This is a genomic window from Agrobacterium sp. M50-1 (genome assembly GCF_049843495.1).
Lineage (GTDB): Bacteria > Pseudomonadota > Alphaproteobacteria > Rhizobiales > Rhizobiaceae > Agrobacterium > Agrobacterium radiobacter.
In genome coordinates this window covers 434,473-453,116 of the sequence record NZ_JBBHZH010000002.1, presented here as the reverse complement: position 1 = coordinate 453,116, position 18,644 = coordinate 434,473, and the positions used below count along the sequence as shown (strand labels likewise).

Genomic DNA, 18,644 nt, shown 5'->3' with positions numbered 1-18,644 from the left:
TAAGAATCGGATGGATTTTTATAGCGGAAACAGCCACGTTAAGCCAATTTCCCGGCGAGTTTTGAACAGTCTTTTGCGTCATTTGCAAGACATACACCGCTTTTCGCCATTTAGGTCAGCAAAAGCGTCGCCACTCCCTTTTAAAGCGATTGCGACTTGCGTAGTCTCACGCGCAAAAAGGCAATAAGCGGGGAAAAAATGGCCAGCAGCGAAACGCTCATCAACGCGCTTACCACACTTCTGGTCACACTCGATCCTCCGGGTCTCGCCCCCGTCTTCCTGGCGCTCACCGCCGGCATGAACCGCGCCCAGCGCAGTCAGGTGGCGCTACGCGGCTCGCTGATCGCCTTCGGCATTCTAGCCGTCTTCGCCCTGTTCGGGCTCACCATCCTCAACCTGCTCGGCATTTCGCTCGGCGCCTTCCGCATCGCCGGCGGACTGCTGCTGTTCTGGATTTCCTTCGAGATGATTTTCGAGAAACGCCAGGAACGCAAGGAAAAGACCTCCGAGATCGCCATCACCAAGGACCATCTGCACAATCTGGCGGTCTTTCCGCTCGCCCTGCCGCTGATTGCGGGACCGGGCGCGATTTCCGCCACGGTGCTTCTGGCCGGCACGATGAAGACGACACTCGAAATGGTCGTGCTCATTCTCATCCTGGCTTTCGCCATGGCGCTCGTCTATGCCGTCTTGATCGTGTCTGAGCGCATGGACCGCTTCCTCGGCAATACCGGCCGCGCCATCCTGACAAGGTTGCTCGGCGTCCTGCTCGCCGCCCTTTCCGTGCAATTCGTGGTCGATGGAATAAAGTCTGCCTTCGGCTTCTGAGCCGCCGCCCATCTTGATGCTCGCGCAACAAAATCCCGCGACCGGCCGAAATTGCGGAAAATCCTCCCTTTAAATCCGAGCCCCGTCTCGGCTAAAAGACGCATGTTTTCCGGATTCGAAAGTTATCTCCATGCGATCCACGCTGCGCCGCCTCATCCCGGATGCCGCTCCCGTCAGTCACAGGGAAAGGCTGCGCTCCGCAACCGGCGCCTTTGTCGGCATCCTGCTGACCGGCCTTCTGGGGAGTCTCGCTCTCCGTTTCGATCCCACCCTGCCAGCAATGATAGCGCCGATGGGCGCTTCGGCCGTGCTTCTGTTTGCCGTGCCCTCCAGCCCGCTGGCGCAGCCCTGGTCGATCCTCTGCGGCAACCTCGTTTCGGCTTTCGTCGGGGTGACCGTGGCTCTGCTGGTTCCGGATTTATTCCTCGCCAGCGCACTCGCCATAAGCCTCGCCATCGCCGCCATGATGGCGCTGCGCTGCCTGCACCCGCCAAGCGGTGCTGTCGCACTGACCGCCGTCCTCGGCGGCCCCGCCGTGCACAGCCTCGGTTACGGTTTCCTGCTGTGGCCGGTCGCCGGAAATTCGCTGATCCTTCTTGCTTTGGCCCTCGCCTATAACAATGCCACCGGCCGCGCCTATCCGCACGGCCTGAAGCTCGGCAAGGCCGCCCACGGCACCACGGATCCGACACCCATCCAGAAAATCGGCTTTTCCTCCACCGATCTCGACGAAGTGCTGAAGGAATATGACGAGTTCATCGATATCGACCGCGATGCGCTGGAAACCATCCTGCGCAGGACCGAGCTGCGCTCCTACCGGCGTCGCGCGCTGCATCTCGATTGCGAAAGCGTCATGTCGCGGGATGTGGTCGGTGTTGCTCCTGACGACAGCCTGCGACACGCCCATGCGCTGATGCACAGCCATCATTTCAAGGCTTTGCCCGTCACCAATGACAGGGCCGAAATCGTCGGCATCGTCACCCAGACGGATTTTCTGGAAAAGGCGAGCTGGAGAAACGGTCGTCCCTCCATCGGTTTCCTGCAGCGGCTGCGCCTCATCCTCTCAGGCGCAAGCGCACCCAATGATACGGTCAAGGACATCATGACATCACCGGTGAAAACCGTGCGGCCGGAAACCCCGATAGAGGAAGCCATCATCCGCTTTGCGGAGGAAGGGCTGCATTATCTGCCGGTGATCGATGCCAGGGGCAAGATGGTGGGCATCGTGTCGCAATCCGATGTCATGGTCGCGATGCTGGCGGACAAGGTCGCGGCATAGCCTGCCGCGACGTGGAAGTATCCTCCTCCCAGGAGGAACCGACAAAGCCTGACGTCAGCGTTTCGCTTTCAGGAGGCGCTGCCACAGCGTGCCGCCGAAGAACCGCCCGAGCACGACAAAATAGGCGATGATCAGCGCAAAGGCGATAAAGGCGGGCGCGCCGTTGAGGGCAAAACCTTCAGGCGTTCGCCCGCCTGCGACCGTTGCGACCAGAAATCCGGCGGCGAAAAACGCCGTCCAGAAATCGAGGAAAAAAGCGAGAATAATGCGCCAGGTGGCGGGCTGTTTCGGCTGCACGGTTTCGTCAGTCAAGCTCACCTCCTGTCGCAGGTTTCTTCATCCACCGCCCGATCAGAACGGGATATCGTCGTCCATGTCGTTGGAGAAGCCGCCGGAGGGCTGGCTGCCGCCGCGGGAAGCACCGCCACGCGACGAGGGCTGCTGGTCGTAACCGCCGCCATAGCCGGAGCCGCCGCCGCTGCCATAATCGTTGCCGCCGCCGAAATCACCGCCGCCGCTACGGCCGCCGCCCTCGCCGCGACCGTCAAGCATGGTCAGCGTGGAATTAAAGCCCTGCAGCACGATTTCGGTGGAGTAACGGTCGTTACCGGTCTGGTCCTGCCATTTGCGGGTCTGCAGCTGGCCTTCGATGTAGAGCTTGGCGCCCTTCTTGACATATTGCTCGACGACCTTGCACAGGCCTTCGTTGAATACCACGACGGTGTGCCATTCGGTCTTTTCCTTGCGCTCGCCGCTGTTGCGGTCACGCCAGGTCTCCGAGGTGGCGATGCGCAGGTTGGCGATGGGGCGGCCATCCTGCGTCCGGCGGATTTCGGGATCAGCGCCCACGTTCCCGATCAGAATTACCTTGTTTACGCTACCAGCCATCTCGTCATCCTGTCCGCCGGCCATCATGACCGGCAATTGCATTTCAAAAAATTCGCCACACAATAGCCGCCGCCGCCCGCAAAGGGCACCGCAAGCATGGAACTATCCACAAAGAATAATCTTAAGCTGCGGGAGCGGACATTCGCGCTTGCATTTCGTTCCTTTTTTGTTCTATTAAATCGCAGATTTCGAGTCAAGCTTTCCGAAAAGCTGCGACCGATAGGGAATAGACCTCGACACACCCGGCTGCGTCACTACATAAGACGCGCTGCCATCAAGCCTGTTATTTTTGTCCGAGCCATGTCATGAGTGAACTGAAGACGATTTCCATCCGTGGCGCCCGCGAGCATAACCTCAAGGGCATCGATCTGGATTTGCCGCGCAACAAGCTGATCGTCATGACCGGCCTTTCCGGCTCGGGCAAGTCCTCGCTTGCCTTCGATACGATCTATGCCGAGGGCCAGCGCCGTTATGTCGAGAGCCTCTCTGCCTATGCGCGCCAGTTCCTGGAGATGATGCAGAAGCCGGATGTCGATCAGATCGACGGCCTGTCGCCGGCAATCTCCATCGAGCAGAAGACCACCTCGCGCAACCCGCGCTCCACGGTGGGCACGGTCACCGAGATCTACGACTATATGCGCCTTTTGTTTGCGCGTGTCGGTGTCCCCTATTCTCCAGCCACCGGCCTGCCGATCGAAAGCCAGACGGTCAGCCAGATGGTCGACCGTATTCTCGCTTTCGAGGAAGGCACGCGTCTTTATATTCTTGCGCCGATAGTGCGCGGCCGCAAAGGCGAATATAAAAAGGAACTCGCCGATCTGATGAAGAAGGGCTTCCAGCGCGTCAAGGTGGATGGCCAGTTCTACGAAATCGCCGACGTGCCCGCCCTGGACAAGAAATACAAGCACGACATCGACGTGGTGGTCGACCGCGCCGTCGTACGCCCGGATATGGCAGCACGTCTTGCCGACAGTCTCGAGACCTGCCTCAAGCTCGCCGACGGGCTGGCGATTGCGGAATTTGCCGACAAGCCTTTGCCACCGGAAGAAACCGCCGCCGGCGGCTCCGCCAACAAGTCGCTCAACGAGACCCATGAGCGGGTGCTGTTTTCGGAAAAATTCGCCTGCCCCGTTTCCGGCTTCACCATTCCGGAAATCGAGCCGCGGCTTTTCTCCTTCAACAACCCCTTCGGCGCCTGCCCGAGCTGTGACGGTCTCGGCTCGCAGCAGAAGGTGGATGAAAACCTCATTGTGCCGGAGCCCGCCCGCACGCTGCGCGACGGCGCGATTGCGCCCTGGGCCAAATCCTCCTCGCCCTATTATAACCAGACGCTGGAAGCGCTCGGCAAGGCCTTCGGCTTCAAGCTCTCCAGCAAGTGGTCCGATCTTTCGAAGGACGCACAGCACGCCATCCTGCAGGGCACCGAGGAAAAGATCGAATTCAACTATCAGGACGGCGCCCGCTCCTACAAGACGGTGAAGAATTTCGAAGGCATCGTGCCCAATCTGGAACGTCGCTGGAAAGAGACGGACAGCGCCTGGGCGCGCGAGGAAATCGAACGTTACATGTCGGCAGCCCCCTGCCCGGCCTGCGCCGGTTATCGCCTGAAACCGGAAGCGCTCGCCGTCAAGATCAACAAGCTTCACATCGGTGAAGTCACCGAAATGTCGATCCGCACGGCGCGCGACTGGTTTGAAGTGCTGCCGGAAAACCTCAACGCCAAGCAGAACGAAATCGCAGTCCGCATCCTCAAGGAAATCCGCGAGCGCCTGCGCTTCCTCAATGATGTCGGACTGGATTATCTCAGCCTGTCGCGCAATTCCGGCACGCTTTCCGGCGGTGAAAGCCAGCGTATCCGTCTGGCCTCGCAGATCGGCTCGGGCCTGACAGGCGTTCTCTATGTTCTCGACGAGCCGTCAATCGGCCTGCACCAGCGCGACAACGCCCGCCTGCTCGATACGCTGAAACATCTGCGCGATATCGGCAATACCGTCATCGTGGTCGAACATGACGAAGACGCCATTCTGACGGCCGATTATGTCGTCGATATCGGCCCGGCCGCCGGCATTCATGGCGGTCAGGTGATTGCCGAAGGATCACCGCAGGAGGTGATGGCCAATCCGAAATCGCTGACCGGTAAATATCTTTCGGGTGAACTCGGCGTCGCCGTGCCTGTTGAGCGTCGCAAGCCCAAGAAGGGCCGCGAGATCAAGGTGTTTGGCGCGCGCGGCAACAACCTGAAGAATGTCACGGCAGCTGTGCCGCTCGGTGTTTTCACTGCCGTAACCGGCGTTTCAGGCGGCGGCAAATCCACATTCCTGATCGAGACGCTTTATAAATCGGCGGCGCGCCGGGTGATGGGTGCGCGCGAAATCCCGGCCGAGCACGACCGCATCGATGGTTTCGAATTCATCGACAAGGTGATCGATATCGACCAGTCGCCGATTGGCCGCACACCGCGTTCCAACCCGGCCACCTATACCGGCGCGTTCACGCCGATCCGCGACTGGTTCGCCGGTCTGCCGGAAGCCAAGGCGCGCGGTTACGCGCCGGGCCGTTTCTCCTTCAACGTCAAGGGCGGCCGCTGCGAGGCCTGCCAGGGCGATGGCGTCATCAAGATCGAGATGCACTTCCTGCCTGACGTTTACGTCACCTGCGATGTCTGCCACGGCAAGCGTTATAATCGCGAAACGCTGGACGTTACCTTCAAGGGCAAATCCATCGCCGATGTGCTGGATATGACGGTGGAGGAAGGTGTGGAATTCTTCGCCGCCGTGCCGGCTGTGCGCGACAAGCTGCAATCGCTCTTCGATGTCGGGCTCGGTTATATCAAGGTCGGCCAGCAGGCCAATACCCTCTCCGGTGGCGAAGCGCAGCGCGTCAAGCTCGCCAAGGAACTGTCCAAGCGCTCCACCGGTCGCACGCTCTACATTCTCGACGAGCCGACGACCGGCCTGCATTTCCACGATGTCAACAAGCTCCTGGAAATGCTGCATGCGCTGGTGGAACAGGGTAATTCGGTCGTGGTGATCGAGCACAATCTCGAAGTCATCAAGACGGCCGACTGGATCATCGATATCGGGCCTGAAGGCGGCACGGGCGGCGGCGAAGTGGTAGCGACCGGCACGCCGGAGGACATCGTGAAGGTTGAGCGTTCCTATACCGGACATTTCCTGAAGGAGCTTCTGGAGCGCCGGCCAGCCGGAAAACGGGAGGCTGCGGAGTAATCCGCAGCTTTCGTCGCAAGGGTAAGAAAGGCCGAAGGCCGGAGGAGGAATAACACATGTCGACATCAGGCACGATCCGCACCGGTATCGGCGGTTGGACCTTCGAGCCCTGGGAAGGCACGTTTTATCCCGAAAAATTGCCGAAGAAGCGCCAGCTGGAGCACGCCAGCCGGCAGCTCACGGCCATTGAGGTGAACGGCACCTATTACAGCAGCCAGAAGCCGGAGACCTTCGCCAAATGGGCGGCAGACGTGCCGGAGGACTTCATCTTCTCGCTAAAGGCAAGCCGCTTCGTCACCAACCGCAGGGTTCTGGCCGAGGCCGGTGAATCGATGACGAAGTTCCTGACGCAGGGACTGACGGAACTTGGGTCCCACCTCGGCCCGATCCTCTGGCAATTCGCGCCGACAAAAAAATTCGATGCGGATGATTTCGGTGCATTTCTGGCGCTCCTGCCCGAGAAGCAGGACGGCATCCGTCTTCGCCATGTCGTCGAGGTACGCAACCCGACATTTCAGGTTCCGGAATTCATCGATCTTCTCGCCAGACACAAGGTCGCTGTCGTCTGCGCCGATCATCATGACTATCCGATGCTGCCTGACGTGACGGCCGACTTCGTCTATTGCCGCCTGCAGAAGGGCGAGGACGACATCAAGACCTGTTATCCGGAAAAAGAGATCGTCCACTGGGCCGAGCGGGTAAAGACCTATGCCAAGGGTGGCGTGCCGGACGATCTGCCTTTGATTGCGCCGGAGCGAAAAGTCGAAAAGACAGCGCGCGACGTCTTCGCTTTCTTCATCACCGGCGGCAAGGTCAATGCGCCCAATGGGGCGCAGGAACTGCAAAAGGCGGTCTGAGCGCTTTCAGCCCGCCATTTCTTTCGTCGGGCTGAAATCGATTGTCGCAAAAGCGGCCTCGATCACTTCCGGCCCTGCCCCCGGCCGGGTGGCGTCGCTGGAGAGGATTTGCCGAAAACGACGCGCGCCGGGCATGCCCTGAAACAGTCCGACCATGTGGCGGGTGACGTGGTTGAGACGTCCGCCTGCGGCGATATAGTCGGCGGCATAGGCCATCATCGCGTCTCGCAGCGCCATCCAGTCCGGCTGCCGAGCCTCTTCGCCATAGATGCGATGGTCGACATCGGCAAGAATGGACGTATTGTGATAGGCGGCCCGGCCGAGCATCACGCCATCCATATGCTGGAGATGTTCGCTCGCCTGATCCAGATCGGCGATACCGCCATTGATGCCGATAAAGACGTCAGGGTTCTCCCGCTTCATGCGATAGACGAGATCATAATCGAGCGGTGGCACTTCGCGGTTTTCCTTCGGCGAAAGCCCTTGCAGCCAGGCTTTTCGCGCATGAACCCAGACCGCGTCCGCGCCTGCGGCAACAACCCGATTCAGAAAATCCGGCAGAACAGCTTCCGGCTGCTGATCATCCACCCCGATCCGGCATTTCACCGTAACCGGCACGCGGGCGACAGCCTTCATTGCGGCGACACATTGCGCCACCACATCAGGCTCGCGCATCAGGCATGCACCGAAAGTGCCGGATTGCACCCGATCCGAGGGACAGCCGACATTGAGATTGATCTCGTCATAAGCGTAGTCCCCGGCGATCCGCACGGCTTCGGCAAGCTTGGCCGGATCAGACCCGCCAAGCTGCAGGGCGACGGGATGTTCCTGAGGATGATAACCGAGCAGCCTATCACGCTGACCATGGATGATGGCGTCGGCGACGATCATTTCGGTGTAAAGCAGCGCGCGCTTCGACAATTGCCGGTGCAGAAATCTGCATCTCGTGTCGGTCCAGTCGATCATGGGGGCCACGGCGAAGATTTTTTCGCCGCTTGCAAGCGCTTGTCTGTACATGGATTAACCTCTTTGCGCCGGCTTCTACAGCAAAGGACCGCAAAAAGCCAGTTTTGCAGGCACGGACATTTTGAACTGGAAATCGCCCCGGAATCGCGGGACAAGAATTGCACCGAAAAAGACGACAGGAAATCGACATGGCCGCCACCGTCATCCCCGCTCCGAAACCCGTTCTCCTGCCCGTGGAAGGCACGGGCGATCTGTTCCCCGTCCGGCGGGTCTATTGCGTCGGCCGCAATTATGCCGATCACGCCATTGAGATGGGCCACGATCCCTCGCGCGAGCCGCCCTTTTATTTCCAGAAAAACCCGGACAATCTGCTGCCCGCCGGTCAGGACTTCCCCTACCCGCCGCTGTCATCGAATGTGCACTACGAAGTCGAGTGCGTCGTGGTTCTGAAAAGCGGCGGTGCCGATATCCCGGCGGCCGAGGCCCTGAACCATATCTGGGGTTACGCCGTCGGCATAGACATGACCCGTCGGGACCTTCAGGACGGTCTGAAAAAGATGGGGCGTTCCTGGGAGGGCGCGAAGGCTTTCGAATATTCCGCGCCGATTTCGGCCATCGTCCCCGCAGACAAGATCGGCCATCCCGCTACCGGTGCGATCTGGCTTGACGTCAATGGCGAACGCAAGCAGACGGGCGATCTTGCCCAGATGATCTGGAAGGTGCCGGAAGTGATTGCCGAGCTTTCCAAGCTGTTCACGCTTGCCGCCGGCGACGTCATCATGACCGGCACGCCGGCCGGCGTTGGCCCCATCGTGCGCGGCGATCGGATCGAATGCGGTGTCGAGGGTGTCGGCACGCTTGCCGTGACGGTTGCCTGACCGCAGTCGGAAAAAACCAAAAGGGAGACACCACCATGCCGCTTTACCGCCTTGCCGACCGGGTGCCGCAGACCCCTGCCCCGGATAGCTACTGGGTAGCACCCGACGCCAACGTCATCGGCTCGGTCACGCTCGGCGAGGATGTCGGCATCTGGTTCGGCGCAACGCTGCGCGGCGATAACGAGCCGATCAGCGTCGGGCGCGGCACCAATATTCAGGAAGGCGTGATGGTGCACAGCGATCCCGGCTTTGCCGCTGTCATCGGCGAAATGTGCACCATCGGCCACCACGCCATCGTGCATGGCTGCACCATTGGCGATAATTCGCTTGTCGGCATGGGGGCGACGATCCTGAATGGCGCAAAGATCGGCCGCAACTGCCTCGTCGGCGCCAATGCGCTGGTGACGGAGGGCAAGGAATTCCCGGACAATTCACTGATTGTCGGCTCGCCGGCGCGCGCCATCCGAACGCTGGATGATGAAGCTGTCGCGGGGCTCCGTCGCTCGGCGGAGAAATACATCGAAAACTGGAAGCGCTTTTCGAACGATCTGGCGATCATCGAGGGATAGGAACGGCGGGCCTCTATGCCCGCCCCCGTCGTGAGATTAAGCCGAGCAGGCGGCGCAAAGGCCGCGAATTTCAATGGTTGTCTTTTCCGCCTTGAACTTGCTGTCCTTCACCCAGCGCTCAAGGCGGTGGTCGATCTCATGATCGTGAAACTCCGTCACCTGCCCGCAGGATTCGCAGATGGCGAAAGCGACTGTTCCATGGTGGTGCGAGCAGCACTCCGCCTGCGTATGGGTGCAGGCGACAAAGGCGTTGAGGCTCTCAAGCCGGTGCACGAGACCAAATTCCACCAGCTTTTCCAGCGCCCGATAAACCTGCAGCGGCGCGCGAAAACCATCGTCGCGCAGCTTGTCGAGAATCATATAGGCGCTGAGCGGCTGATGCGCGTTTGAGAGAGCATTCATGACCAGCGACTGGTTTTTGGTGAGGTTCTGCTGGGTCTGCACATTCATGACTTGCCTCCTTCATCCGCGGCGCGGGAAAAACCCGGCGCCGGCAACAGGCTTATAACGAAGAGGATCACCGCGGCAACCACGATGGAAGGGCCGGACGGCGTATCGTAGGTGAGCGAGCCGAACAGGCCGCCGACAACTGCAACCGCACCGATCAGCGAAGCCACCACCGCCATCACCTCTGGCGTCGCGGAAAAACGTCTGGCGGTCGCCGCCGGTATGATGAGCAGCGAGGTGATGAGCATGATGCCGACCACCTTCATGGCAATAGCGATTACTAGCGCCATCAAGAGCGTAAAGATCAGCTTTGCACGCTCCGGGTTCAACCCCTCGGCCTCGGCCAATTCTGTATTCACGGTGGAGGCGAGCAGCGACCGCCACAGGAAGACCATGGAGACGATGACCACCAGCCCACCGCCCCAGATCAGGGCGATATCGCTGCGGGTAACAGCGAGAATATCGCCGAACAGGAATGAGACGAGGTCGATACGCACCCAGCTCATGAAAGCGACGATGACAAGACCGATCGCCAGCGCCGAATGGGACAATATGCCAAGCAGTGCATCGGAGGAGAGCGCCTGCCGGCGTTGCAAGAAGAGCAGCAGGATCGACACGGCCGACGCGACCAGAAAGACGCTGACGATGAGGTTGAGCTGCAACAGCAGCGAGAGCGCGACGCCGAGCAGCGCCGAATGGGCCATCGTATCACCGAAGTAGGCCATGCGCCGCCAGACGACGAAACAGCCGAGAGGACCGGCAGTGAGCGCGACGCCGATACCGGCGACCATGGCGCGAATGAAGAAATCGTCAAACATGGCGCTCTCCCTGCCGCTGGCTGGAGGAAATATGATCCTCATGCTCATGCTCATGCTGGTGGCCGCAGCCGCATTCGCCATGGTCGTCATGATGGCGGCCATGGTCATGCATATGGTGGTGGCCATCCTCGGGGTGGCAATGATCGGTTACGGAACCATCCGCATGCTGCACCCGGCCATCGGGCAAATGGGTATGATCGTGATGGTGGCTATAGACGGCAAGCGCCTTGGCTGCCGAGCCGCCGAACAGCCGCATATATTCCGGGCTCTGGCTCACCGCCTGTGGCGTGCCCCGGCAGCAGACATGGCCGTTCAGGCATATGACGGTGTCGGTTTCCGCCATCACCACATGCAGATCATGCGAGATTAACAGAATTCCGCAATTATTTGAATTTCTGATATTTTTTATCAGATCATAGAGAGCTATCTCGCCGGAGAAATCGACGCCCTGCACGGGCTCGTCAAGAACCAGCAGATCGGGCTTGCGGGCGATGGCGCGGGCCAGAAGCGCGCGCTGGAACTCGCCGCCGGAAAGGTGCTGGACCTCGGCATTGGCGAGATGCGCAATGCCAGTCGCATTCAGCGCCGCGTCGATTTCACGGGCTGGCAGCGGCCCGGTCAGCGTCATCAGCCGGCGCACCGAAAGCGGCATGGTCCAATCAACGGAAAGCTTCTGCGGCACATAACCGACCCTCAGACCGGCAATGCGCGAGACCTCGCCCTCAGTCGGCTTCACCACACCGATCGCCATCTTTGCGCTCGTTGACTTGCCGGAACCGTTCGGCCCGATCAGCGTGACGATCTCACCTTTGCTGACGGAAAACTCCACGCCGCGCACCAGCCAGCGGCCGTTGCGCTGCACGCCGGCATTGGCAAGGGAAACCAGTATCTCGTTGCCCCGATGGGCGGAATGAAGCATGGGATTGTCCGTTCGGCGATGTTGCTTACCGCTATTGCATACGTTATAGAGTAACGCAATAAATGTAATAACATAACTATACTTCTTCAAGTGGAGTGCATTTCATGAAATCGTTCCTGGTCCCGCTCATGGCATCGGTGGCTATCGCAGCCGCCGCTTCCGGCGCCACAGCAGCGCCCGATGTCGTGGTCTCGATCAAGCCGGTCCATTCCCTCGTCGCCGCAATCATGCGGGGCGTCGGCGAACCGCAGCTCATTGTCGACGGCGCGGCCTCGCCGCACACCTATAATCTCAGACCGTCCAATGCGCGCAAGCTGGAAAAGGCGGATGTGGTCTTCTGGGTTGGCCCCGGACTGGAAGCATTTCTGGAAAAGCCGCTGGAGGCGCTTGCCAGCAAGGCGACCGTGGTGGAACTGGAAGACGCCAAGGGGCTGGAGAAGCTGCCCTTCCGCGAAGGCGGCCCCTTTGAAGCACATGACCATGGCGACGAGGGCCATGATGCGCATGACGGCCACGCCGAAGAGGAAGGCGCACACGATCATGGACATGACCATGCGGAGGGTCACGAGGACCATGACCACGGCGCATACGACACCCATCTCTGGCTCGATCCCGCCAATGCCAAGGCCATGGCGCAGACGATCGAAACCGCGCTGATCGCGGCCGATGCCGGCAATGCCGCGACCTATCAGGCCAACACCAAAAAACTGATCGACGATCTCGATGCGCTTGATGCTGAACTGAAGGAAACGGTCAAGCCGGTGAAGGACAAACCCTTCATCGTCTTCCACGATGCCTATCAGTATTTCGAGCATCGTTACGGCGTGAAGACGGCGGGATCGATCACCGTCAGCCCCGAAACCCTGCCAGGTGCTGACCGCGTCAAACAGATGCAGGAAAAGGTTCGCCAGCTCGGCGCAACCTGCGTCTTCGCGGAACCGCAATTCGAGCCGAAGCTGATTTCGGTCATTACCGAAGGTACAGCAGCAAAATCCGCGACGCTCGACCCGGAGGCGGCGACGCTGGAGCCCGGCCCCGATCTCTATTTCAAGCTGATGCGTGGTATTGCCGGTTCTCTGAAGGATTGCCTGTCCTGATGCGCATTGTCGCGCGCTGACACGCCGCCGCCTTTCCGGCCCTGAGCCAGGATCAGCTCAAATATGAAGTAAAGATCATTTTATCCCAAAGGCTTGTGATAAAAAATTGAAGTGATTTATAAAAAAAGACGAACATAACTGCGTCACGGCGAGTAACGCCGAGCGCTAAGCGGCTGTCTACGGCTTCGGCGCCATCGAAGACCAGACCGGGCTGCTGATGCTCTGCAAGGTCTCCGGCGGCGCGCCGTTGATGCGCGCCAGAAGGGCCTTTGCAAGCTCCCTGCCCGCCAGCTTGATATCCTCATTGACGGTGTGGATCTGCGGTTTGATCCAGTTCAGGAACTCAGCGGACTGCTTCGAGACGATATCGATATCCTCGCCGATTCTCACACCCGCCGCCTCGAAACCGGCCACCAGCGCGATGGTGCTGCTGCCGCTGATCGAAACGATACCGTCGGGGCGGTCATCCGACTGCATCAGCCGCTGACCGAAATCGCGGATTTTCTCAAGCGGCGTTTCGATGGTGATGGCATCCAGCGGAAATTCGCTAAGGCCGAAATCCCTGATCCCCCTCATTAACCCCTTGCGGGCGTGATCGTGGAACGAAAACCGCGATGGCGGCACGATGACGGCGATCCTTTTACGTCCGCATTGCGCCAGCCGTTCAACCGCCTCATAGGCATAGGCCTCATTGTCAAAATCATGAAAGGCGTGTTCGATGCCCATATCCGACCGCCCATGGGTGACGAAGGGCATGTTGCGCTCAGTCATGAAACGGACGCGCGGATCGTTGGGCTCGATCTTCGAAATAATGACCCCATCCGCCGAACCGGTATCGAGAATGTAGCGGATCGGCACCATCGAATCCTTGGCGTGGATATGGGGCGTCACGACCAGATGATATTGTGTCGTGGAAAGAACCTCGGTGATGCCAAATACCATCTGACTGGTGAAACCCATCAGTTCTTCATCGACGCTCAGAACAAGGGCAATCACATTGGTCTTGCCGGTGCGAAGGCGCACGCCGGCGCGGTTTGGCTGGTAACCGATCTGCCGGGCTATCAGCCGCACACGCTCCTTGGTTTCAGCGCCGATGTCTGGCGCATCCTTCAGCGCGCGCGAGACGGTGGTGATGCCAAGACCCGTCATATAGGCGATCGTCTTCAAGGTCGGACGCTCGCCCGTCGTCGCGGGTATGTCATCCCTGCCGGATTTGCCAGTATCGTTCATTTCATTTCGCCACGCTTTACCGAACGATAATCATAGATAGCTTTTGCTCTGTTGCAAAGGCAAAGGTCTGCGGTCAAACGCCGGTCCTTTGCGACTATCTGCCAATTCAGCTAAAACGATATAGGTCCGGAAAATATTTCCCGACACTTCCCACTTCTTCCGGCACGGAATTTCCAGAAATCCACGGATACATATCTTAATTTCAAATATTAATATCTTGATACAAATAACTGATATAAAAATATAAAGTATACGATTTCTTCCAAGAAGTGACTTCGCCACCCCGACGCGGAGGTGCCCGTCATTATTCATGTCGCACGTTGTCACTCAAAGGAATGACGAAACGATTGTTTTACGGTAACGTTGCCGGAGGGAGGAAATCGCAAAGCCGGATAAGCGTGTCGCAGCCGCTTTGCGGGCATCCGCTCCCCCAGATTCTGACACAAGCCTGCACCATAATGCCGGCCAGTCCTCTTCGAATTCATACTATGCAGGGTCCGATTATGATTTCTTCTTCCTCGCCCGAAACCGTCATTGATCTGGCCGGGCCCTGGCGCCTGACCTCGGTGGAAGGAGACCATACCACCCAGCTTTCCGTACCGGGTGATATTCACAGCGCGCTCAAAAATGCGGGCATCATTCTCGATCCCTATCACGGCGCCAATGAAAAGGTGGTGCAATGGGTGGCTGAGCGCGACTGGGTCATCGAGCGCACATTCATTCTCGATGAGGCGGATGCCAGCTGGTATCTCGATATCGACTACCTCGACACCGTCGCCATCGTCTTCGTCAACGACGTCCCGGTATTGACCGCCGACAATTGCTTCCGCCGCTACCGCCCGGATATTTCCCGCGCTGTCCGTCCGGGTGAAAACACCATCCGCATCCATTTCCATTCCAACATCGTGGCCGGTGCGGAGCGGCAGGCGCGGCAGCCTTTTTACATTCCCTATCACCCCGGTAATTCACCCATTGCCAATGGCAACATGCTGCGCAAGCCGCAATGCCATTTCGGCTGGGACTGGAACATCGCGATTGCGCCGCTCGGCCTTTACGGCAAAATCCTGCTGAAGCGCCTCGATACGGCCCGCATTGAACATATCGTCACCTCGCAGCACCATGTCGAAGGCGGAGTCGAGCTGCATGTGGCCGTCACGCTGTTTGCCGAGGGTCCGGCGAGCCTGCCGGTCTACCTCTCCCTCAACGATGAAACACTGAGACTCGATTGCGGCGTCGGCGCCGGCGAGACGGTGGTGCGCCACGTCTTCTTCGTCGAAAATCCGGAGCTCTGGTGGCCGGCCGGCAGTGGCGAACAGACGCTCTACAAGCTGACGGTGGAACTGCCTGATGAGACCGTCACCCGCCAGATCGGCTTCAGGACAATCGAGCTTCTGACGGACGAGGACGAGGCCGGCAGCCGCTTCGCCTTCCGCATCAACGGCCGCGAGATCTTCTGCCGCGGCGCCAACTGGATCCCCGCAGATGCGCTCTATTCGCTCGCCAGCAGGGAAAAGACCGAAGATCTCCTCTGCTCTGCGGTGGAGGCAAATATGAACATGATCCGCGTCTGGGGCGGCGGCTTTTATGAGGAAGACTGGTTCTACGATCTCTGCGACCGGCTTGGCCTGCTGGTCTGGCAGGACTTCATGTTTGCCTGCAATCTTTATCCCTGCAGCGAGGACTTTCTCGACAATGTCGAACACGAGGTCGACTATCAGGTGAAACGCCTCTCCTCGCATCCGTCCATCGCACTCTGGTGCGGTGATAACGAGCTGGTGGGTGCGCTGACCTGGTTCGAGGAATCCCGCAACAATCGCGACCGTTATCTCGTGGCTTACGACCGCCTGAACCGCACGATCGAAAGAGCACTGAAAAAAGCAGCACCGGAAGCGCTCTGGTGGCCCTCCAGCCCGGCCTCCGGTTATCTCGATTATGGCGACGCCTGGCATGCGGATGGTTCCGGTGACATGCACTACTGGTCCGTCTGGCACGAAAACAAGTCGTTCGACAATTACCGATCGGTCAAGCCGCGTTTCTGCTCCGAATTCGGTTTCCAGTCCTACACATCCATGCCCGTCATCCGCACCTATGCGGAAGAAAAGGACATGAACATCGCCTCCCCGGTCATTGAGCTGCACCAGAAGAATGTCGGCGGCAATGAGCGGATCGCCGGCACCATGTTCCGCTATTTCCGCTTCCCCAAGGATTTCGAGAATTTCGTTTATCTGAGCCAGGTCCAGCAGGCGCTGGCCATCCGCACTGCTGTGGATTACTGGCGTTCGCTGAAGCCCCATTGCATGGGCACGCTTTATTGGCAGCTCAACGATACCTGGCCGGTCGCCTCATGGTCCAGCCTCGATTATGGCGGCGGCTGGAAAGCGCTGCATTATGCCGCCCGCCGCTTCTTCCAACCGGTGACCGTCTCGGCCATTCCCTCCGAGGATGGACGCCGGGTGAGCTTCTCCATGGTCAACGACACCGCGGAAGACGTCGAAATCGACATGAACATCGTTGCGCTGACCATGGACGGTAACCGCGTGCCGCTGAAATCCGCCAACGGCACCTGCGCAACGGACAAGGCTGCGACGCTCACCGAGATCGACATGGATAGCCTGCCGGATGGGGCCATCCTCGCCTGGAGCTTCATCGCCTCAAACGGCATGACAGGTGAAGGCCACCATGTGCGCGACACCTACAAGGCGCTGGAGCTTCAGCCTGCCGGGCTCGAATTTTCCGTGGGCCCGTTAAAAAACGGCCAGTACGAAATCGATGTCACCGCTGCCGGTCTCGCGCTCTTCGTCATGCTGGAGGCAGATCAGCCCGGCCGTTATTCCGACAATCTCTTCGATCTGGCCACCGGCGAAACGCGCCGTATCATCTTCACGCCGAAGGCGGGCGGCCCCCAGCCGCATTTCCGCATCTTCGATCTTCATACCTGCCAATCCTCGCATTGAAACCATGCGGAGAAAGGCATAACCATCCCTCTCGGGAATGACAGGTGAACCCGCGCCTGTTTCATCGCTTCAAAAGGCTGCCGGGTTCTCCGGCGGCCAGTCATCAGCAAGTGGAGGAAGACCCATGGTTTGGCAACCGGCCGAAAACCGATACGCATCCATGAAGTATAATCATTGCGGCAAGACCGGCCTGAAACTGCCGGCGATCTCGCTCGGCCTCTGGCACAATTTCGGCAACGACACGCCGCACCAGACCAAACAGGCCATCTGCCGCCGCGCCTTCGATCTCGGCATCACCCATTTCGATCTCGCCAATAATTACGGCCCGCCGCCCGGCAGCGCCGAAACCGCCTTCGGTGAAATCCTGAAGACGGATTTCAGGGGTTATCGCGATGAGATGATCATCTCCTCCAAGGCCGGTTACAACATGTGGCCCGGCCCCTATGGCGAATGGGGCAGCCGCAAATACGTCATCGCCTCCTGCGACCAGAGCCTGAAGCGCATGGGGCTGGACTACGTCGATATCTTCTACTCCCACCGTTTCGACCCCAACACGCCGCTTGAGGAAACCTGCGGTGCGCTCGACCAGATCGTGCGCTCGGGCAAGGCGCTTTATGTCGGCATCTCGTCCTACAACTCGAAGCGCACCCGTGAGGCCGCCGCCATCCTCAAGGACCTCGGCACGCCCTGCATCATCCACCAGCCGAGCTATTCGATGATCAACCGCTGGATCGAGGAGGATGGTCTCGTCGATACGCTGGAAGAACTGGGCATCGGCTCCATCGTCTTTTCGCCACTGGCGCAGGGCATGCTGACGACGAAATATCTGGGCGGCGTGCCTGATGGCAGCCGCGCAGCGCAGAGCAAGTCGCTGAACCCGGCCTTCCTCAACGAACGCAACGTCGAGAACATCCGGGCGCTCAACAGCATTGCCGAGCGGCGCGGCCAGACGTTGGCGCAGATGGCGATTGCCTGGGTTCTGCGCGGCGGCCGCATCACCTCAGCGCTGATCGGGGCAAGCCGCGTCGAACAGGTCGAGGATTGCGTGAAGGCACTCGACCGGCCGGATTTCACGGCCGAAGAGCTTGCCGAAATTGATCGTTACGCCAAGGAAGCGGATATCAACCTCTGGGCAAAATCCGCTGAACGCGTCTGATTGAGGAGAGACCGCCCGGTTCCTCCGGGCGGTCTGTTTGCCCTCAAAAACTCAAAATAAAAGATTAACTCACGCTCCTAACCATTAACAACCATTACATAAATGTAATTTTAAATTCAGTTTCCGTTCATTCGTTTATTCGTAAGTTCTCCTCATCGAAACACGAGAGGAAACATTCATGAAAAAGTTCGTCACCATTCTTCTGGCTGCCACCGTTCTCGCTGCTCCAATGGCGCAGGCACAGAGCCGTCATGACGATCGCCACCGTGGCGTTACCGTCGAGCGCCAGATCACCACGAAAAAGGTCATCGTCAAGAAGCACCGCTGGGATCGCGGCCAGCGCCTGTCTGCAGGCGAACGCCGTCACACCGTCGACCGCCGCGACTATCGCCGTTATCGCCTCGCCGAACCACGCCGCGACCAGCGCTGGGTGCGCGTCGACAACCAGTTCCTGCTCATCAACGCCGTCAGCGGCCTGATCGTCGGCCTCGCTGCCGCTCGCTGATTGAAGTCATCGGATGAAATGAAAAG

Annotated in this window: 17 protein-coding genes; 10 read left to right on the top strand and 7 right to left on the bottom strand. The window is 59.3% G+C overall.

Going from position 1 to position 18,644, the window contains the following annotated elements; translation table 11 throughout:
* Positions 1-198: 198 nt before the first annotated feature.
* A complete protein-coding gene (locus WDZ78_RS06315) occupies positions 199-828 on the top strand; it encodes a MarC family protein (protein WP_425672580.1) in 630 nt (209 codons plus the stop codon).
* A 130-nt stretch (positions 829-958) separates the two neighbouring features.
* The gene (locus tag WDZ78_RS06310) at positions 959-2,107 is read left to right on the top strand and encodes an HPP family protein (RefSeq protein WP_020012525.1); all 1,149 of its coding nucleotides are present in this window, start codon (positions 959-961) and stop codon (positions 2,105-2,107) included.
* Positions 2,108-2,161: 54 nt separating this feature from the next.
* Here WDZ78_RS06310 and WDZ78_RS06305 read toward each other — a convergent pair whose 3' ends face one another.
* Positions 2,162-2,425, bottom strand: coding sequence for a hypothetical protein (locus WDZ78_RS06305; protein ID WP_020012526.1), 264 nt, complete (start codon positions 2,423-2,425; stop codon positions 2,162-2,164).
* 33 nt (positions 2,426-2,458) lie between these two features.
* Positions 2,459-3,037: a single-stranded DNA-binding protein gene (locus WDZ78_RS06300; protein WP_020012527.1), complete on the bottom strand. Its 579-nt coding sequence runs from the start codon at positions 3,035-3,037 to the stop codon at positions 2,459-2,461.
* Positions 3,038-3,300: 263 nt separating this feature from the next.
* On the opposite strand from WDZ78_RS06300, the gene uvrA reads away from it, so the two are divergent.
* Positions 3,301-6,222, top strand: a complete 2,922-nt coding sequence (gene uvrA, locus WDZ78_RS06295; RefSeq protein WP_425672579.1) for an excinuclease ABC subunit UvrA — start codon at positions 3,301-3,303, stop codon at positions 6,220-6,222.
* Between the two features lie 56 nt (positions 6,223-6,278).
* A complete protein-coding gene (locus WDZ78_RS06290; RefSeq protein WP_425672578.1) occupies positions 6,279-7,079 on the top strand; it encodes a DUF72 domain-containing protein in 801 nt (266 codons plus the stop codon).
* A 6-nt stretch (positions 7,080-7,085) separates the two neighbouring features.
* Here the strand turns inward: WDZ78_RS06290 and dusA are convergent, their stop codons facing one another.
* Positions 7,086-8,096, bottom strand: a complete 1,011-nt coding sequence (dusA, locus tag WDZ78_RS06285; protein WP_425672577.1) for a tRNA dihydrouridine(20/20a) synthase DusA — start codon at positions 8,094-8,096, stop codon at positions 7,086-7,088.
* Between the two features lie 137 nt (positions 8,097-8,233).
* Between dusA and WDZ78_RS06280 the strand changes: the two genes are divergently transcribed.
* Positions 8,234-8,923, top strand: a complete 690-nt coding sequence (locus WDZ78_RS06280; RefSeq protein WP_020012531.1) for a fumarylacetoacetate hydrolase family protein — start codon at positions 8,234-8,236, stop codon at positions 8,921-8,923.
* A 35-nt stretch (positions 8,924-8,958) separates the two neighbouring features.
* Positions 8,959-9,492, top strand: a complete 534-nt coding sequence (locus WDZ78_RS06275) for a gamma carbonic anhydrase family protein (RefSeq protein ID WP_060725819.1) — start codon at positions 8,959-8,961, stop codon at positions 9,490-9,492.
* A 36-nt stretch (positions 9,493-9,528) separates the two neighbouring features.
* Here the strand turns inward: WDZ78_RS06275 and zur are convergent, their stop codons facing one another.
* Genes zur through znuC form a run of 3 tightly spaced genes read right to left on the bottom strand, consistent with a single transcriptional unit; the run spans position 9,529 to position 11,676 of the window.
* Positions 9,529-9,942 (bottom strand): zinc uptake transcriptional repressor Zur, encoded by a 414-nt coding sequence (gene zur, locus WDZ78_RS06270; protein WP_003502775.1) that lies wholly within the window; start codon positions 9,940-9,942, stop codon positions 9,529-9,531.
* The gene (gene znuB / locus WDZ78_RS06265) at positions 9,939-10,757 is read right to left on the bottom strand and encodes a zinc ABC transporter permease subunit ZnuB (RefSeq protein ID WP_020012533.1); all 819 of its coding nucleotides are present in this window, start codon (positions 10,755-10,757) and stop codon (positions 9,939-9,941) included. The genes zur and znuB overlap by 4 nt, the downstream gene beginning before the upstream one ends.
* A complete protein-coding gene (znuC, locus tag WDZ78_RS06260; protein ID WP_020012534.1) occupies positions 10,750-11,676 on the bottom strand; it encodes a zinc ABC transporter ATP-binding protein ZnuC in 927 nt (308 codons plus the stop codon). Before znuC ends, znuB begins: the two co-directional genes overlap by 8 nt.
* 104 nt (positions 11,677-11,780) lie before the next feature.
* Between znuC and znuA the strand changes: the two genes are divergently transcribed.
* Entirely contained in the window at positions 11,781-12,773 is a 993-nt protein-coding gene (gene znuA / locus WDZ78_RS06255; protein WP_425672576.1) for a zinc ABC transporter substrate-binding protein ZnuA, read from the top strand.
* Positions 12,774-12,950: 177 nt separating this feature from the next.
* Here znuA and WDZ78_RS06250 read toward each other — a convergent pair whose 3' ends face one another.
* Positions 12,951-14,003, bottom strand: a complete 1,053-nt coding sequence (locus WDZ78_RS06250; protein ID WP_425672575.1) for a LacI family transcriptional regulator — start codon at positions 14,001-14,003, stop codon at positions 12,951-12,953.
* Between the two features lie 488 nt (positions 14,004-14,491).
* Between WDZ78_RS06250 and WDZ78_RS06245 the strand changes: the two genes are divergently transcribed.
* The 3 genes from WDZ78_RS06245 to WDZ78_RS06235 all read left to right on the top strand — a co-directional run bounded on the left by WDZ78_RS06245 (position 14,492) and on the right by WDZ78_RS06235 (position 18,618).
* Positions 14,492-16,957: a beta-mannosidase gene (locus tag WDZ78_RS06245; RefSeq protein WP_425672574.1), complete on the top strand. Its 2,466-nt coding sequence runs from the start codon at positions 14,492-14,494 to the stop codon at positions 16,955-16,957.
* A gap of 124 nt (positions 16,958-17,081) precedes the next feature.
* The gene (gene mgrA, locus WDZ78_RS06240) at positions 17,082-18,113 is read left to right on the top strand and encodes an L-glyceraldehyde 3-phosphate reductase (RefSeq protein WP_425672573.1); all 1,032 of its coding nucleotides are present in this window, start codon (positions 17,082-17,084) and stop codon (positions 18,111-18,113) included.
* A gap of 178 nt (positions 18,114-18,291) precedes the next feature.
* Positions 18,292-18,618: an RcnB family protein gene (locus tag WDZ78_RS06235; protein ID WP_020012539.1), complete on the top strand. Its 327-nt coding sequence runs from the start codon at positions 18,292-18,294 to the stop codon at positions 18,616-18,618.
* Positions 18,619-18,644: the final 26 nt, after the last annotated feature.